At 69.5% G+C, this 15,744-nt stretch carries 13 protein-coding genes; 3 read left to right on the top strand and 10 right to left on the bottom strand.

What is annotated here, in order from left to right; genetic code table 11:
* Position 1: 1 nt before the first annotated feature.
* Positions 2–970 carry an MsnO8 family LLM class oxidoreductase gene (locus CP970_RS08545; RefSeq protein ID WP_055545323.1) on the top strand — a complete coding sequence of 323 codons (969 nt, stop codon included), beginning with the start codon at positions 2–4 and terminating at the stop codon, positions 968–970.
* A gap of 68 nt (positions 971–1,038) precedes the next feature.
* Here the strand turns inward: CP970_RS08545 and CP970_RS08540 are convergent, their stop codons facing one another.
* The 8 genes from CP970_RS08540 to CP970_RS08505 form a co-directional block, all read right to left on the bottom strand.
* A complete protein-coding gene (locus CP970_RS08540) occupies positions 1,039–1,989 on the bottom strand; it encodes a hypothetical protein (RefSeq protein ID WP_224058325.1) in 951 nt (316 codons plus the stop codon).
* A gap of 348 nt (positions 1,990–2,337) precedes the next feature.
* Positions 2,338–2,973 carry a hypothetical protein gene (locus CP970_RS08535; RefSeq protein ID WP_055545321.1) on the bottom strand — a complete coding sequence of 212 codons (636 nt, stop codon included), beginning with the start codon at positions 2,971–2,973 and terminating at the stop codon, positions 2,338–2,340.
* A 663-nt stretch (positions 2,974–3,636) separates the two neighbouring features.
* Positions 3,637–4,011 carry a hypothetical protein gene (locus CP970_RS08530; RefSeq protein ID WP_055545319.1) on the bottom strand — a complete coding sequence of 125 codons (375 nt, stop codon included), beginning with the start codon at positions 4,009–4,011 and terminating at the stop codon, positions 3,637–3,639.
* Between the two features lie 1,206 nt (positions 4,012–5,217).
* Positions 5,218–5,631, bottom strand: a complete 414-nt coding sequence (locus tag CP970_RS08525) for a hypothetical protein (protein WP_055545317.1) — start codon at positions 5,629–5,631, stop codon at positions 5,218–5,220.
* A gap of 95 nt (positions 5,632–5,726) precedes the next feature.
* Positions 5,727–7,331: a thiamine pyrophosphate-binding protein gene (locus CP970_RS08520; RefSeq protein WP_055545316.1), complete on the bottom strand. Its 1,605-nt coding sequence runs from the start codon at positions 7,329–7,331 to the stop codon at positions 5,727–5,729.
* 93 nt (positions 7,332–7,424) lie between these two features.
* Positions 7,425–8,546 carry a chorismate mutase gene (locus CP970_RS08515; protein ID WP_079043332.1) on the bottom strand — a complete coding sequence of 374 codons (1,122 nt, stop codon included), beginning with the start codon at positions 8,544–8,546 and terminating at the stop codon, positions 7,425–7,427.
* A 580-nt stretch (positions 8,547–9,126) separates the two neighbouring features.
* Positions 9,127–10,329 (bottom strand): beta-ketoacyl-[acyl-carrier-protein] synthase family protein, encoded by a 1,203-nt coding sequence (locus CP970_RS08510; protein ID WP_150493125.1) that lies wholly within the window; start codon positions 10,327–10,329, stop codon positions 9,127–9,129.
* Positions 10,326–10,592 (bottom strand): acyl carrier protein, encoded by a 267-nt coding sequence (locus CP970_RS08505; protein WP_191094888.1) that lies wholly within the window; start codon positions 10,590–10,592, stop codon positions 10,326–10,328. The genes CP970_RS08510 and CP970_RS08505 overlap by 4 nt, the downstream gene beginning before the upstream one ends.
* 166 nt (positions 10,593–10,758) lie before the next feature.
* Here CP970_RS08505 and CP970_RS08500 point away from each other — a divergent pair, with 166 nt between their 5' ends.
* Positions 10,759–11,442 (top strand): lysophospholipid acyltransferase family protein, encoded by a 684-nt coding sequence (locus CP970_RS08500; RefSeq protein WP_191094887.1) that lies wholly within the window; start codon positions 10,759–10,761, stop codon positions 11,440–11,442.
* 28 nt (positions 11,443–11,470) lie between these two features.
* Here CP970_RS08500 and CP970_RS08495 read toward each other — a convergent pair whose 3' ends face one another.
* Both CP970_RS08495 and CP970_RS08490 read right to left on the bottom strand, forming a co-directional pair.
* Entirely contained in the window at positions 11,471–12,892 is a 1,422-nt protein-coding gene (locus tag CP970_RS08495; RefSeq protein ID WP_150493119.1) for a cytochrome P450 family protein, read from the bottom strand.
* 38 nt (positions 12,893–12,930) lie between these two features.
* Positions 12,931–14,331 carry an alpha/beta hydrolase family protein gene (locus tag CP970_RS08490; RefSeq protein ID WP_150493117.1) on the bottom strand — a complete coding sequence of 467 codons (1,401 nt, stop codon included), beginning with the start codon at positions 14,329–14,331 and terminating at the stop codon, positions 12,931–12,933.
* Between the two features lie 180 nt (positions 14,332–14,511).
* Between CP970_RS08490 and CP970_RS08485 the strand changes: the two genes are divergently transcribed.
* Positions 14,512–15,726, top strand: a complete 1,215-nt coding sequence (locus CP970_RS08485; protein ID WP_150493115.1) for a hypothetical protein — start codon at positions 14,512–14,514, stop codon at positions 15,724–15,726.
* The last annotated feature ends 18 nt before the right edge of the window (positions 15,727–15,744 follow it).

Raw genomic sequence — 15,744 nt, 5'->3', positions numbered from 1 at the left:
CATGAAGCTCTCCGTCCTCGACACCGCTCCCGTCTTCGCCGGAACCACCGGCACTGCGGCACTGCGCACCAGCGTGGAACTGGCGCAACACGCAGAAGCACTGGGCTACACCCGCTACTGGATCGCGGAGCACCACGACAACCCCGCGGCGGCGGCCACTACTCCGGAGGTCGTCACAGCGGCCATCGCATCCGCCACGACCACCATTCGCGTGGGATCCGGCGGCGTCATGCTCCCCAACCACTCAACACTCCGCGTCGCTGAAGCCTTCACCACCCTGACCGCCCTGTACGGCTCCCGCATCGACCTGGGCGTGGGCCGCGCCCTGGCCGGCAGCCCGACGCTGAGCACCACCCTTCGAGGGACCCTCCCCGCCGCCTCGCCGACCGCGTTCGCCACCCAGATCGAAGAACTGCAGCGATACCTCTCCCACAGCACCCCGACCGCAATGCCCCACCACACATCGGTACCCGTGTGGATCCTCGGGGGCAGCGTCCCCGTCGCCCTGACAGCGGCCCGCCTCGGCCTCCCCTTCGCCTTCGCCGGCCACCTCGGCACCACAAGAGCCCAGGACACGCTCACGGCGTACCGCCAGTCGTACCGGCCTTCGCCCGCACACCCCCACCCGTACGCCATGGCCAGCGCAGGCGTATACCTGGCGAAGACCCACAAACGCGCCGCCCAACTCGCCCGCACCTACGCGGAGCACCTCCTGGGCGAGAGCCGGGGGAACCGCACACCCATCGATCCCATCGATCCGAAGCGCACGGCACAGACGTCCAACCACCAGCACAGCATGGCCGACACCCGGGCCAAGGAATGGATCTGCGGCGACCGGTCCACGGCCGAAGCGGCCCTCCACCAATACGCCAACGACCTCGCCCTCGACGAACTCATCACCCTGACCGTCATGGAGGACTTCGCCGACCGGGCACTGTCGTACGAGATCCTCATGCAAGCAGCCAAGTGACCCGCGAATTGGTTCGTTCGAACGTGACTGTTCATTGGCCACCTCAATGAGGATCCAATGCTGCCGGGTCAATACCCGCGGTCGTAGATCTCCCGCAGCCATGGTTCCCGGACGGCGGGCAGCCGCGCCAGTGTGCGCCGGAACGCGTCGCCGGACGGCCGGAACCGCGTCCGCGGGTGGGGCGGCAGCGGATCATCGCGTTCTACGCCCGTCGGCAGTCCACCGACCGTCGGCAGCCGTACGCGATGCGTCGGGGAGGCCAACTCGGCCCAGAGCGTGGCTTCGACGGGCACGGCCACGGCGCCGCCGCTCGGCTGCCACATCTCGCCGGTCTGCGGATGGACCGGCACCAGCACCAGCTCGGCGGCCGACCCACCGAGCCCCGGTCCCGCCAGGCCCAGCCGCTTAGCGCCTTCTCTTGCGGGCAGTAGCGCGGCGAGGGTTGGGCCGAGGAGGTCGGCGGCCGGGCCAGGCGCCACCTCTACCGGACAGCCTTTGGCGGCCACCACGACGTGGGCGAGGGCCACGCCCGCCGGGATGTCCCGGTACTCGCCGAGCCGTTGCCACAACGCGCTGCTGCCCAGCAGCTCTGGCCAGTCCATGACGGGCCGCTCCGGCGGGCCGGGCAGCCGCACGATCGCCTGCGGGAGGAGTCGGACGACCTGCCAGCACCCGCAATCGTCGATCCTTGTCCCAACGGGAAGATCGCAGCTCAGGCAGGCGAGGTTCGGCCCGTCCCGTCCGTCGATGCCCATGCAGTAGCCCGCGGCCCGTTCGAGGATCAGTGTGGTGCCGCGCATGTCGCCGGGCGCCAGGAGGACGGTGTCCGACGGTCCGTCGGACAGGTTGCCGGACGGGGCGAAGATTCCTCGCGCTGCCGCCTCCTGGGCACCGCACTCCTCCCACGTCCGCCAGGGCGGACCGTACGGCTCGGGGTCGACGGCATACGTCCCCACCTCCAGGAGGGGCGGGTGCAACCTCTCCCAGTGGGTGTCGCGCAGGTGGATCCGCAATGCCACCTCCGACACCGCCGCCGTCAGCACCGCACCGCAACCCGCACACCCGAACACGGCCAAGCCGTCCCCTCCCGCCGTCGAAACACCTGCATCGCACCAGGAGGGCGACCGGCAGGCAACGGGTTTTCGTCCGATGCCGAACGCCTCGTCAGCCACTCTCGGCAACGGACAACAGCAAGCGCTCGACTGGAGCCGAGGCTCTCGACAGGTGTGCAACCGCAGGTGGGGGAGGCGATTGCGCACTCCCCAGCGCAGCGCATTCTCCCCAGATTCTCCCCAGCGAAGGTCGGCCGGGGAGTGGTAGAGCGCTGATTCGAAGGGCTCCGCGGACATGAGTGGAGGGGGCAAAGCTCACAGCGGGGGCTGATCCCCATAGTCCGGCGGCTGTCGCGTGCCTTCGGCACACGCAGCGGTGGCCTTCGGCAGGCCGGTGAAGTCGGTCTTCAGCGGGCGGAGGCGCTCCAGGCTGGACAGTCTGATCGTTTTCTGGTTCGGGCACCGATCGTTCAGGACTGCGGTGGGCAGGACGTAGAAGGTCCATTGGTCGAGAACCAGGGGATCGAGGGTCTGCTTGTCCTGGTGGTGCAGCAGGCAGAAGACGTACATGTCGGAGCGTCGCAGTATTTCGGGCGAGGTGGAGCCGGTCTGGGCGTCCCATCCGGAGGCCGGAGCGATGGAGAACGAGATCTCCGACAACTGGCTTTGTGCCCACGACTGCAGGTACGCCGACGACTTCACCTCCACACGCCACTTCTCGGGCGTACGGATGTCGACGGTGTCCCATTCTGTTCGGGTGCCGCTGGCGGCGCCGAGCGCTGTGGCAACGAGGTACTCGGCCAAGATGCCGCGCATGGTGTTGTTGGCCAGGTCGGAGCACGCCCAGCTCCAGAAGTCGCCGAGTCTGCCCACCGTTTCCCCGCTGGCCCGGATCGGTTCATTGCCGCTGTGACGCGTTATGGCCAGCGGGCCGAGGCCGGCGGTGTTCATGCTGTTCTCCTGAGGATGGTTCGCGGCGGGTAGTGATCAGCCTGCCATCCGGTACTGACAACGTAGTTGAGACTGCCCCGGAGCGTTGGTCGGGGGCGGTCAGAGGTGGCCGACAATCACGCCTCATGCTTCCTGCGGCACGAGAAGTGCTCGGGCAGCCCCTCGGGTCCTGGAAGGCTTGCCGACTGACCACGGCTGAAACGGCAGAGCGGGATCGCTTGACCCGACGCGTCGACCGCGACACTGGCGATCTCGGTTTCCCGGTGGCGGGACTCGAGGACACTTGCTCGGCTGCCACGCCTCGGCTTCGGTTCAGCCCGCACCGCTGAAGCCGGACGGTCCTCGGCGCACCTGTCGCGCCGGTCCCCCTGTAGTACGGATGGCTGGCGCTTCTTGTCGTCCAGGGCGGGCCCGTTCGCCTCGAGGTACTGCTGCCACTGCTGTGCGGGGAGCCAACGGTGGTGGCCGCCCCGCTGGAACGGGATCCGCTCACCGGCCGCAGCTTCCACGATGAACCGGGTGAGGGTCAGGCCGCCTTCCCCTGTGAAGGTGCTCGACTGATGGGCGGGCATGAGGACGCGATGCCAGCCCTCGCAGTACCCGGCGTCGGTGGGGTTCTCAGGGGTCGTAGGGCTTCTCCGGGCACCGGGTGAGCGCGCCGTTTTAGCTGCACTGGCCCTCCTCTAGGACGAAATTTCCGTCTTGGACCGCGACGGGGTTCTTCTGCACACGGATGACGGAGGCCGGCAGGTTGGGCGTGCGAACGTAAGGGACGGCGCCGATGCACGCGTGGTCGGGGTCGGCGAAGTCCCAAACCGACTGAATTCCGCTGCGGCGCCGGAACCCCTCCCGTGCAGGCATTCCGCGGGCTGTCTGGGCGCCCAGCTGAGGCTCGTAGCCCAAGACGGTGTCGGCGTGGAAGCCGTGATCTTCGGAGTCCTTCGCGACGCGTTCCTTGCGGGCGAGGTGCTCATCGGATTCGTGGCTGATGGGCTTCTCCCCGAGTTCCGGTAGTGGGAGCAAGCCATACGTCGTCACGCTGAACGAGGTACATGGGGACGCACCGGCCGCGGAGGTCCCGGCAGTCGGGGCAGATGAGCCCGCGCTTGTCGACGGGGGCACGCCCTCGCCTGCGCAGGAGCACGTTCAGGAGGTCTTTGCCTTGCGGGGCGCCGAGGTCGGGACGGCGCAGGTCGACGTTGTGGCCGGCCGGTTCGTAGTAGACGGGGTTGCGGAAGAGGTCTTCGTCGCTGTCGATATGAAGGTCGTCGTCCATTGGTGTTCCCCGCAGCCGTCACGAGTGGGACTCACAACGCTACGGGGAGGGTCTGACGATCGGGGCTGTCCTGCGGGAACAGGGTGCACCGAGAGACAGAGGGCCGGGGTCTAGAGCGGGGGATGGCCTCGGTGGGCGAGTGCTTCCACCACCCTGTCGACGGCGGTGTCGACGGCCTCGTGTTCCCAGACGCGCAGGGGCAGCCAGCCCAGGCGGACGAGGTGGGCGTCGGTCTCTTCGCCCGCAGGGCGTTGCCCTGCAGTTTCTGCTGGCGCAATTCAGGGACGGGCAGGTTCACGCGGTTCCACATGTTGGACAACCGTTTTGCGACGGTGCCGGTCACCTGCTGCCCGGACTCGCTCGTGGCGCTTCTTCGACCGCCGTCCGCTGAGTCCGTGAGAGTGCCTTTCATCTCAGCTACTCAGCGCGTAGAAGAACTGGCTCAGCCGGTGGATCAGGGCACCGACCTGGGTCCGGAGTGCCGGGCGGGCGGGTTTGAACCCACGACCTCTTCGTCCCGAATGAGGTTCGGTCGTGATCCACATCTGCGGCGCCCGTAAACGTGCAGTTCAGAGCGTTGTTGTGAGGTGGCGTGGCGAAGCCTCGATGAGTCTCTGGGGGAAGATCATCTCCCAGGATTCTCCCAGTGGCCGGTGCCTCATGCGGGGTTCGGCTCGTGGGCGTGTATCCGAGCTGCGTTGCATGCGCACCTTTGCGTGAAGCCGCCGGTGTTCAGATCGCTGCGGCGTCGGCCCCTGCTTCGCCATCCCGCGCAGCATCTCGCCGATACCGGCGCCCGACACGTACCGGCGGTCCGTGCCAACGTCCAAGAATGCGAACCAGTTGGTGCTCTCGCAGCTGTTCACTGCTCTCGTGTTCGGCGTATGCACTCTGCGCAGCCGCGTTCGTGGCGGACCGGCTCGAAGGGCCTGCTGCACAGCATGCACAGCGGCTTCGCGACGGTGTTCTCACCGCAGGTGAAGCAGAGAGCCGACGGTTGGCCGTCCGGACGTCGCGATGCAGTAGAGCCGCATTGCCTCGTCGATGGGGCGCCGGCTCCAGCAGAAGTAGCAGCGCGCCCCCTCGGGAACGCTCACGACGAGGGCGAGCTGATAGCAGTCGCTGCACTCCACGGTGCAAGTACGGAACGGTTCGACGTCGACAATCAGGCGCTGCATCCGTTTCGTCGTGAAACGACAGATCCAGATCAAGCTGGCACGGATCTCGCTTAGCTCACCCTGTACAGCGCTGCGTTCGGCCTCTGTGAGCGCCGGCAACAGCTCCTCGTCAGGGAAGCGGATGAGGAAACCGAGCACGGCGGCGGCCCGCGCCTCGATGGCTTGCGCCTCGGTGGATGTTCCGGTCAGGCCGTAGTGCTGCATGGCGTTCCGGTTTTCTGCCAGCCGCGTCAGGGCCTTGATGTCTTCTTCGCCTACACGGGGTTGGTGACATCGGAAAGCCCGTGCTGTCGCGCGTTCTAGCTCTCGTCGAGGACGGCCTCGACGAGGAAGGGACCTCCGGTGCCGTACCCGTCCCGCATGGCTGCCATGAGCTCGCCGCTCGTGCTGACACTTCGGCTGGGCACCCCCATGGACCGGCCCAGGGCGCCGAAGTCGACCGTGGGTTGGGTCAGGTCCATGCCGAGGAGGCGTTTCGCTCCCGGTTGCCGGTGGTGCCAGTTGTCCTTCAGGACGCGGTACTCACGGTTGTTGGCGACCACGAAGCCGATCGGCAGGCCCAAGTGGGCTGCGGTCCACAGGGATTGGGGGCAGTACATGGTGGCGCCGTCGCCGACCGTGCACAGCACCCGTCCGCCCGGGTGGGCCAGGCTGACGCCGATGGCCGCGGGCATGGCCCACCCGAGGCCGCCCGACACCCACTGGTACCGGTTCGCCTCCTCCAGGCGCAGTGCGGCGCGGATGCTCCGTGCTGCGTGCGGCGCCTCGTCGACGACCAGGGCGTCGTCGGGAAGCGCGTCGGCCAGAGCCATGGAGAGACTCTCCAGATCAAGTGGCTTGTCTGCGGGACTGGTTGGCGGTGCTGTCGCCTTTCGTGCGGGAGTCTCCGAGGCGGGCAGTGACGCGAGCAGGTCGCGCAGCGTGGGCCTCAGGTGCCCGTTCAGTGCGCGGTCGACCGGGGTGTCGCGGCCGGGGCCCGTCGGATCGGCGGAGATCTGGACGACGTGGGTGTCCTCGTCCAACAGCGGGCCGGGAGCGTAGGGGTAGTAGAGCGGGAAGGTCCGGGTTCCCACGACGAGTACCAGTCGGAACGGAGCGAGCATGGAGCGGATGCCCGGCAGATGCGTGGGCAGATAGCCACGCCACAGCGCGTGTGTTGTGGGGAAGGGGTTGGTGGCCGGCCAGCCCGCTCCCCACACCGGGGCGCCGAGGGCCTCGGCAAGGGCCAGACCCTCGGCCGGGGCGTGGCGCGCCAGTTCATCCCCGTAGACCAGCGCGATGTCGTCGGCCGGGGTTTCGTTCAGCCGCTTGGCGAGTTCGTCCGTGGGCGCGGCGGCGGCGAAACGCACGGCCGTACGTCGCGGCGGGGGCGGGCCGAGCTCGTCCAGCAGGTTCATCGGCAGTGAGACGAACACCGGACCTGTCGGTGGTGCCTGCGCGACCCGGAAGGCGTGGCTCAGCACCTCGCCGAGTTCCTCACGGGTGCCGACCTCGTGGGCCCACTTGACGGTGGGCGTGGCCAGACCTGTCAGGTCGCCCGCCAGTACCGGGTCGCGGATGAGGTGGCGCAGGTCCTGCTGCCCTGCGGTGACCACCATGGGTACGCGGGCGGCGGCGGCGTTGGTCAGCGCGCCGATGCCGTTGCCGAGGCCCGCGGCCGCGTGCAGGTTGACGAAGGACGGGCGGCCGGTGATGCGGGCGTGGCCGTCCGCCATGGCGACCGCGGAGGCCTCCTGGAGTGCTAGCACGTAGGTGATGTCGTGTTGGTCTGCCAACTGCTGGATCAAGGGGAGCTCGGTGGTCCCGGGGTTGCCGAAGACGTGGTCGACGCCTTCTTCCCGGAGAACGCGCAGCACGAGTTCGGCACCGCTCAGGCGCGGTGAAGCGACAGCGGGTGTCGTCATGGAGGGCTCCAGAGAGTGAGTGGGTGGGGGCTGGTAGATGCTGGGGGGGAGCGAGAAGAGCCTGGGGACCGGGGCCGTTCAGGATTCGGCCGGTCAGCCCGAGAGACCGGCGACCGGGTAGGTGCCGATCATGCGCAGCTGGTCGCAGGGTGCGCTCAGCTCGACCCAGGTGCGCACGAGGCGGGGGTCGGCGGCATGTCCGCGGCAGTCCAGCCACAGCAGGTGACGTGCCTTCCCTGCGGGCAAGGTGTGCAGGCCCAGAACTTCGGCCCGGTTCCGGGCCAGGCACTCCACGACGTCGGTCAGGGACCGGGTGGGCACGGTGACGGCCAGGCTGGTGACATCGTCGCCGGAAGGCGCCGGCAGCTCGGCAGCAGGTCGTACCAGGGCGAAGCGTGTGACAGGGACCTGCGACGTGTCAGGTGTCGCGAGGACGCTCAGGCGGTAGTGCTCCGCCGCCCGGCGGGTACACACGGCTGCTTCGTACGCGGCATCGGGCGCGAGCAGCCCTGCCGCGGACGCGGAGGAGGACGAGGAGGCGCTGGTGGTGGCCGTCCGCGGCAGCAGCGCGCCGAGCCACTTCCGGGTCTGGGCCAGCGCGTGGGGATGGCTCGCCACGGTGTCGACGTCGGCCAGGTGCGTGCCCGGGGCAGCCGCTAGGACCCAGTCGACAGGGAGCCGCAACTGCGCGGTGACGCAGACCTCGTCGCAGGCGACGAGGGCACGGATGCTGTCGTGGACGGGCCCGGACAGGCTGTTCTCCAGCGGCAGCACCGCCTCATCGGCACGGCCGTCCACCACCTCGCTCACCACGTCGTCCAGCGTGTCCAGGGGTACCAGTTCCTGTCCCGCGCGGGGCGCGAGGAGCTCGGCGGCCCGCTGGGAGACGGATGCCGCAGGTCCGAGGAAGGCGCGTCGGGCCGGGGAAGCGCCACACCCGAATGCGGGCACGGGGTCCCTGCCGCGGCACAGGCGCAGCAGGCTCAGCGCGATGTCACGGCCCGCCGGCCCCAGACGCTGGTGGTACCTCCGGACGACGACGTTCTCCCGCTGGTTGTCGGTGCGGCATCCTCCGTCTGAGATACGGGCGGACTGCACGAGTGCGGAGAACGACACCCGCTCTTTCAGCATTCTCACGATCTGTCGGTCCAGTTCGTCCAGGCGCTTCCTCGCCTGGGCAATATCCACTTCAGGATTTCCTTCGACGTGCGACATGGGTTGCTTTCCGCTTGAGGCAGCGAGTCACTTACAGGGCTCACGCACTGTGTCGGTGGGCGCCTTCTCCGGGCCCTTCCGCGCCACTACCGGTACGCGGCGGACCGCTCCACCCGGCAGTCGCGTTCAGCCTTCCACTCCTGCGAGGAGGGCGGCATTCGCCAACATGAGGCCGAGGATATGTTCCGAGTAAACGCGCATTCGCCCCGTGCGACCAGTCCGAAAAGGGGGCGCGTTGGTCGCTGACGAGGCACTTCGCGGCACGTGGTGCGTGGCCCGCTGCACTATCGCGGAATCACGCCTCCCGGACTCCCATGATCAACCCAAATGCACCCGTGCGCCCGCATGAAGGCCCGTGTCAGGGGTACATCCGCTGCCTGCCCCCGCGTATCAGAGCCCGAGAATAGTTGTCTGAAATTGCGTATTTCAGCTCATACGCGACGGAAGATGCGGTGCATGCCGCCGCGCCCGGCACCGGGCCGGGGCCTCCGCGCTTGCCGTCTCCGCGGGAAGGAACGTCACGCCGTCATCAGCGGTGTCCATGTGTCTGTCCACGAAGTGATGATGCAGCGCCGCCGCCTCACGCCTTCGCGAGGACTACGACCGCGTTGTGTCCGCCGAAGCCGAAGGAGCTACTGACCGCGAAGGTGATCTCTTGCTGGCGGGGCGCCCCGGTGACAAGGTCGATGGCGAAGGCCGGGTCGGGCTCACGCAACCCGGCGACCGGCGGGACCATGTCCGTACGCAACGCGAGCACGGTCAGGGCCGCCTCGATCGCGCCCGCGGCGCCCAAGGTATGGCCCAGGGCGCCCTTGGCGGAGGTCACGGAGGGGGCGTGGGAAAAGAAGCGTGCAAGGAGGGCTGCTTCCACCGCGTCGCCGCGAGGGGTGGACGTGCCGTGGGCATTGACGTGGTCGACCTCGCCGGGGCTGATGCCCGCGTCCACGAGCGCGTCCCGTAGAGCCCGTTCGGCTCCCTGCCCTTCGGGATGCGGCGCGACGAGGTGGTGGGCGTCGGTGGTGGCTGCGAAACCGATGAAGCGTGCCAGGTGCGGAGCGGAGCGGGCGGCAGCATGCTCGGCCCGCTCGAGGACGAGCGCTCCCGCGCCCTCGGCGATGACGAATCCGTCGCGGTCGGTGTCGAACGGGCGTGAGCCCCGGTCGGACAGCGCGCCCAACTGGGCGAAGCCCGTCACGACAGACCGGGTGACAGCGGCGTCGGCGCCGCACACGACGGCGATGTCGCACTGGCCCGAGGCGAGCAGATCACGGGCCGTACCGAGGGCGGTGGCACCGGACGCACACGCGGTCGCGACGTTCAGCGCGGGGCCCCGCACGCCCAGGTGCAGGGCGATGGTGGCGGACACCATGTTGATGAGATAGCCGGTCAGGAAGTACGGCGACACACTCGTCGGGCCGTCGGTGGCCAACCTCTCGGCGGCGACACGCGCGGAGTGCATGCCGCCCAGGGAGCAGCCCGTGACGACGGCCACGCGGGTCGGGTCCCAGTCGGCGGAATCGAGTTTGGCCCGTTCCAGCGCTTGGGTGACAGCGGTCAGGCCCATGCGCGCACAAGGGTCGGGCCGCAGGATGGGGCTGAGCTTCGGCGCCGAGTCCGCGAGGTCCGCGCGGCAGCTCAAGGAGACGGGAAGATCGCGCAGTTCCGGATCCCGGCCGGCCGTGGCACGGCCCTCGCGTACGGCGTCCCAGGTGGATTCCACGTCGTTGCCCGCCGCCGTGACCAGGCCGATCCCGGTCACGACGACGTTGGTCTCCGGGCTCACCGTGCGCGTCTCTGGTCGACGCGTGCGGCGAACTGGGCGAAGGTGAGTGTGCGCAGCTCATCCTCGGTGGCGATGATGCCCAGTTCGTCCTTGAGCGCGATGGCCATCTCCACGACCATCAGCGAATCGACGAGCAGGTCGGTCATCGGGGTCTCCGCTCTGATGGCGGCCCGGTCGACCTGGAATTTGTCGACGATCAGGTCCGCGATGAGATCCGCGGACCTGGCTGTCTTGATCGGAGGTGGTGTGGCGGACGAATTCATGGCGCCTTCCCTGAGAGATGGACCCACAATCGGGCTGCCACTCAAGGGGACCACCTGGTTGGCTTCCGCGATATTGCGGTAACCCATATTCGGTAGAAAGTGAAATCTTATGGAGGAACCGAATCCCACACCGTTCGACAGGATCACCTCCGAGGTCTTGAGTAGCGTGCTCGACTGGTTGGCCGACGACTATCTACGGGTCGAGGTGTCCGGACTGGACAACATCCCGGAGTGCGGTCCCGCCCTACTGATCGCCAACCATTCAGGGGCCTGGGGGCTCGACGGGTTCGTCCTGCACAACCTGCTGCACCGGGAACTGCGGCGCCCGGTGTACTTCCACGCATCCTCGATCGTTTTCCGGCTGCCTCCGATGGCCGCCTACGCACGGCAGCACGGGGCTTTCGCCGATGACCCGACGCTGGGCAGCGAACGGCTGGCCGACGGTCACCTCGTCGGGGTCTTCCCCGAGGGACTCAACGGGGTCGGCAAGCCGTTCTCCCAGCGCTACCGGCTGCGTCCCTTCAGCCCCGGATTCGCGGTAACCGCCATGCAGACGCAGGTACCTGTCATTCCGGTGTCGATCGTGGGAGCCGAGGAGACCTACCCCAAGCTGGGCAGCATCACGTCGCTGGCCCGCCGCTTCGACCTCCCCTACTTCCCCGTCACCACGCTCCTGCCGCTCCCGGCGAAGTGGCGGATCACCGTCGGTGAACCGGTGTCCGCACCCGCTCCCGACGGTTTCTTCGCCGAACGCTCCGCCGCCACGCGCCAGTTGTGCGACGAGGTCTGGTTCACCGTGCAAGGGATGGTCGACCGCGACGTGCGCCGACGGACGACCGCCTTCTGGTGAAGGCCTCTCCACCGACCCGGCCGAACGGTTACCTCTCCAGCCACTGTGCGGCACGGCGCACGTCTTCGGCGGCGCGGGTGCAGCGTTCCGCATGGGCCAGCAACGTCATCCGGCACTCCTCGCCGAAGGCGTCGTGATTCCAGTGGGACTGCCGAGCGCAGTCCGCCAGTTGACGGGCCTGCTCGTCGAGGCTGCGCGCGCTGTCGTGGGCAAGTGCGGCGTGCCGGGCGGAACTCCCGCCCGCACCGGGCGCGAACGAGGGCACTCCGCCACGCGGGTCGGTGTCCGTGAGGGCGAGGTCGAGCGAGTCGGCGTGGAGATCGGCGGGCGGGGCATCGGGGTCGATCCGCGGGGTGTGCACCACGGGTTCGGCGGACCGGAGTACGGCGCGGGTGACCTCCGTCGCGGCCAGGACAGCGAGTTCGGCGGCGGCGCAGGGCACCGGTGCGGCACACAGCGATGCTGACGGTCCGTCGTCACCGTGCCCGTGCTCCTGGTCCAAGTCGCGCAGCCAGGCGGTCGCGTACAGGATGTCGCTCCCGGAATCGATGCCCATGCCGCGCCACCGGAAGGGAGCGCAGACCTCGTGCGCGGTGGCGGAGAGCGGCGGATAGCGGCGCAGCGCCGAAGAAACCGCCTGCTCGACGCGGTCGGTGGCGGGAGCGACCGGGAGCACCGAGGCGAGCGCCAGAGCCTGGAACACCGTGTCGGTCAGTGCTCGGGTGACGGTCTCCAGGGCGTGCTCGGCCACGCCCTGCCTGGTGTCGTCGTCCGGCACCGCGGCCACGAGTGACCCCGGAGCCGGATCATGGACGTAAGGGGCGAGGCGACGACGCAGTGCGGCCAGACGAGCGGAGTGCTCGGTGGCGTCCTCGGCACGCGCCGTCAGGTCCAGGATGTCGCTGACGAGCGTGTCGTCGACGGCCTCGTCGCCGAGCACGATCCGCCGCGCGACGCGTCGGGCGACGGCACACCAGGCGGCATGATCCAGCCGGGCGCCGGGACCGAGCGTCCGGAGGAGTTCCAAGGCCGCGTCGGCCGCGGTCGACCGCGCCCGCGAGTGCAGGGCGGACAGCGCGACAGGCAACGGGACATGCTCCGTGAGGCGCAGGCGATGGCCGCGGGCGGTCACTCCGGTCACGGTTCCGCGGACACCGGCCTCCTCCGCCTCGCTGATCAGGCTCCGGGCGTCCTCGGCGTTCAGCGGGGTCACGAACGTGCCGAATGCCGTGCGCAGCAACAGCGGTCGGCTGCGCGCGGTGCGCCGCAGCTGGGCGAGGACCTGGCGCGTCAGATACCGCCGGGTGAACATCCGCAGGCCCAGTGCTCGTGCCGGGGCATCGATCCAGGGGATGCGCTCGGCGGCGATGGCCGCACTGAACAAGGCGTTCTCCAAAGGCCACGCCGTGGCGAGCCGAAGCGGTGCGGTGGTGGTGTCGCCGGCCTTCATCGCCTGTCTCCTCGGTCGCGCGTTCGGGGTATGGCGGGTCACTTGTCCAGGAGCAGATAGGGCTGATTGCCGACGATCTCGCCGTCGTACGCGGTGATCAGCTCGTTCACCCGTGCGCGGTGCTGGGCTTGGCTGGTGCGCAGCGTGGCGGCGTACGTCTGTGGGGCGTGCGACAGGGGGTAGTCGTACGTCTCGTCCAGCCAAGCAAGCTCCACCCATCCGCCGGGGAGGCGGGTGGGTGAGGCCGGTCCACGACCGTCGAGACCGGGGATCACGTCGTGTTTGTTGACGAGACTGACCACTTGGACGGCGGGATCGACCGGGCGCTTGGTGTCGACGGGCGACCCGACGCCGATCACATGAGTGAGCCGGTAGCGGGACACGAAGGACACGTCGGACGCCAGGTTCATGGCGGCGATGCCACCGAGGCTGTGCCCGACGATCATGAGTTCGGCGCCTTCGGGTACCCCCGCGCGTACGAGGAGAGAGGTGATGGCCCGCGTGTACGTGGTGTCGACGCGCAGCAAGTTGTCGAAGGCCCCGACAAGGTCCTGGGGGGTGCTGTTCCTGAGCCGTCCGAAGCTGGTGCCCGGCAGCAGCAGGACATACCGTTCCGCTCCGTCGGCGCACTCGATCCGCCGCAGGAGTGCGAGGCCGTGGTTGCCCAGGGCGGAGATGTCGTCGATGTAGCTGACGATCTCGTTGCCGGAGCGGGCCAGCACCCGGGCGAGGAGAGCGTCACCCTCGGCGCGTTCGGCCCGTCCCGCGCCTTGGCTGAAGCGCTCGATCAGTGCACGGGGCAGGCCCAGCACCGGTTCGGTGGTGGGGATCCCTCCGGCGAGCGTCACCCAGGCGAAGCTGTCGTTGGTCGGGTTTTCGTCCAGGAGCGCGAGGAGCGCGAGCAGTTCCATGATCACGGGGCTGATGGTGGTGAGCGTGCGCGTGACGCCGTGCAGCTGCACCAGCTCCCTCGTGGCACGCAGCACTGCCGTTCTGCGCCCGGCCACGGCCGCGTCGGTGAGTCGTTTGGCGGCAGGCGCGGCCAGGTTGGGATGCTCGGCGGCGGCCGCCTCTATTCGTAGGGCGAACGCGTCCACCGCCATCGTCACGGCGGTGGCTCTGCGGCGCGTGACAGTGCCCATGGAACGGGCGATCTCGCCGACCGGGCCGCCGTTGACGGCGAATCCGAGCCCCGCGGAATTCGTCACGGCCCGCCCCGCGGCCAGGGCCGTGCCCAGCCCCCACAGCGGTCGGCGCACGGCCTGTACCCCGAGCCGCCAGCTGGAGCAGGCCGCAGTCAGTTCCGCTCCGGCTCTCCGCGCAGCCAGCGCGGCATCCGCCAGGAGCACCGATGCCTCCACCAGCGCGTCGGTATCGAGGGGCCCACGTGAGCCGACGGGTATCCGGTCGGCAGCCTCGGCTGCCGTGTCGACTGTCATCGCGCCCGCCTTGCTCGAGTGTGTCCGGGTGCCGGGCCGGTCCGCCCGGTACCGCCGCCCCTTCTCAGTACAACTGGCGCATCGGCTGACAGCAGGGGGGCGAGGGCCGATCGGGTGTATCGCGCAGCGTGTGCGGTCGCGATGGCCCACCGCGCGTCCCCCGACCAGCATTCTGGTGTGATGATCGGACCGCGCAACGGGAAGGCGACGCGGTGGCTGCTGATGGGGCTTCTTCTGGGAGTGGCCAGTTGGTCGGCGACCGAACCCTCCGCCGCCGATGGCCCGTCATCGGACGGGCTCGTCCTGCAGGTGACGGTCAATACCCGCCCGGGCCTTGGCGCACAGCATCCCGGCATCCGCACCGGGGCATCGGTCCTCGCGTCGTACCGCCTGGTCAACCGCGGTAGCGCCGACCTGCACGACCTGCGTATCCAGGACCCCGTCATGCCCGGCGCCCGGGTTCGATGTCCCGGCGGCCGCGACAAGGTCCCCCTGCTGACCGGACTGCGTGTGGTGCGGTGCACGGCCACCGGGGTCGCGCAGCCCGGCGCTCGTGCCGGAGTGGCACGGGCCGTCGGATGGCAGCCGTACCTGCGGGCCAGGGTCGTGGCGACGGCGCGCTCCGGGTACGCCGGCGTCGGCGCCGCACTGGCCCTGCGGGAGGACGTGCGCGTGCTCGGACCCGACCGGGCACGGATCCGCTACACCGTCACCAACACCGGAAACCGATCCGTACGGGGTGCCCGCCTCATGGACCCCGTGGTGCGCCAGAACCGCCCCGACTGCGGGGGCGGCCGCTCCGAAGTGCCCCCGCTCGCCCCGCGCGGGACGGCGACGTGCACCGCCGAGGTGCGGCGCCCTCCCGGCTCCTATGTGAGCCAAGGCCGCGTCGAAGGTACCGATCGGCTGCGCACGATCGACGCCGGAGGCGGGTGGACGCCCCCTCTCCAGCTGACGGCGCGCGCCTCGGCGCGCTTCGAACTGCCGGGCCGGGTGGCGCGAACCCCACCGCGGCGAAGGCCGCCGGGCGATGCCCCCACCCCGCCGGAGCAGCCTCCCCGCAAGGTGGCCCCTCCCGATGCCGTGCCGCAGGCCGTGGCGCCGATCGTCCCGCCACCACCGCCACCTCCCCCACCTGGCATCGTCGCGCCCGGCGTTCCCGAACCCGGCGAAGCGGAGGCCCGGCCCAACGCCGTCGCACCGCCCCCACCGGTGGGGCTGCCCCCGGCCAGACCACAGCCGCCGACGCCGCCCGAACAGCCCACGCGGTCGCTGCTCAGCCGGTTCGTCCGCGCGGACCACACTCCGACCGGGCTCGGTGTGGGGACCGCTCTCTTCCTCATCCTGCTGCCCGCGGCGGTCGCGGCCGCCGTACTCGGCTCACGCAGACGTTGATCACGCCATCGACCCACG

The organism is Streptomyces kanamyceticus, from assembly GCF_008704495.1.
Taxonomy (GTDB): domain Bacteria; phylum Actinomycetota; class Actinomycetes; order Streptomycetales; family Streptomycetaceae; genus Streptomyces; species Streptomyces kanamyceticus.
The sequence above is the reverse complement of the archived record's forward strand: the minus strand, read 5'-3'. Positions and strand labels throughout refer to the sequence as shown.

Bases quoted from the DNA above. Each gene is read 5' to 3' on its own strand.
- CP970_RS08485 (WP_150493115.1), top strand. From the start codon at position 14,512: ATGATCGGACCGCGCAACGGGAAGGCGACGCGGTGGCTGCTGATGGGG.
- CP970_RS08505 (WP_191094888.1), bottom strand. From the start codon at position 10,592: ATGAATTCGTCCGCCACACCACCTCCGATCAAGACAGCCAGGTCCGCG.
- CP970_RS08515 (WP_079043332.1), bottom strand. From the start codon at position 8,546: ATGTCGCACGTCGAAGGAAATCCTGAAGTGGATATTGCCCAGGCGAGG.
- CP970_RS08495 (WP_150493119.1), bottom strand. From the start codon at position 12,892: ATGAAGGCCGGCGACACCACCACCGCACCGCTTCGGCTCGCCACGGCG.
- CP970_RS08525 (WP_055545317.1), bottom strand. From the start codon at position 5,631: ATGCAGCACTACGGCCTGACCGGAACATCCACCGAGGCGCAAGCCATC.
- CP970_RS08535 (WP_055545321.1), bottom strand. From the start codon at position 2,973: ATGAACACCGCCGGCCTCGGCCCGCTGGCCATAACGCGTCACAGCGGC.
- CP970_RS08490 (WP_150493117.1), bottom strand. From the start codon at position 14,331: ATGACAGTCGACACGGCAGCCGAGGCTGCCGACCGGATACCCGTCGGC.
- CP970_RS08545 (WP_055545323.1), top strand. From the start codon at position 2: ATGAAGCTCTCCGTCCTCGACACCGCTCCCGTCTTCGCCGGAACCACC.
- CP970_RS08520 (WP_055545316.1), bottom strand. From the start codon at position 7,331: ATGACGACACCCGCTGTCGCTTCACCGCGCCTGAGCGGTGCCGAACTC.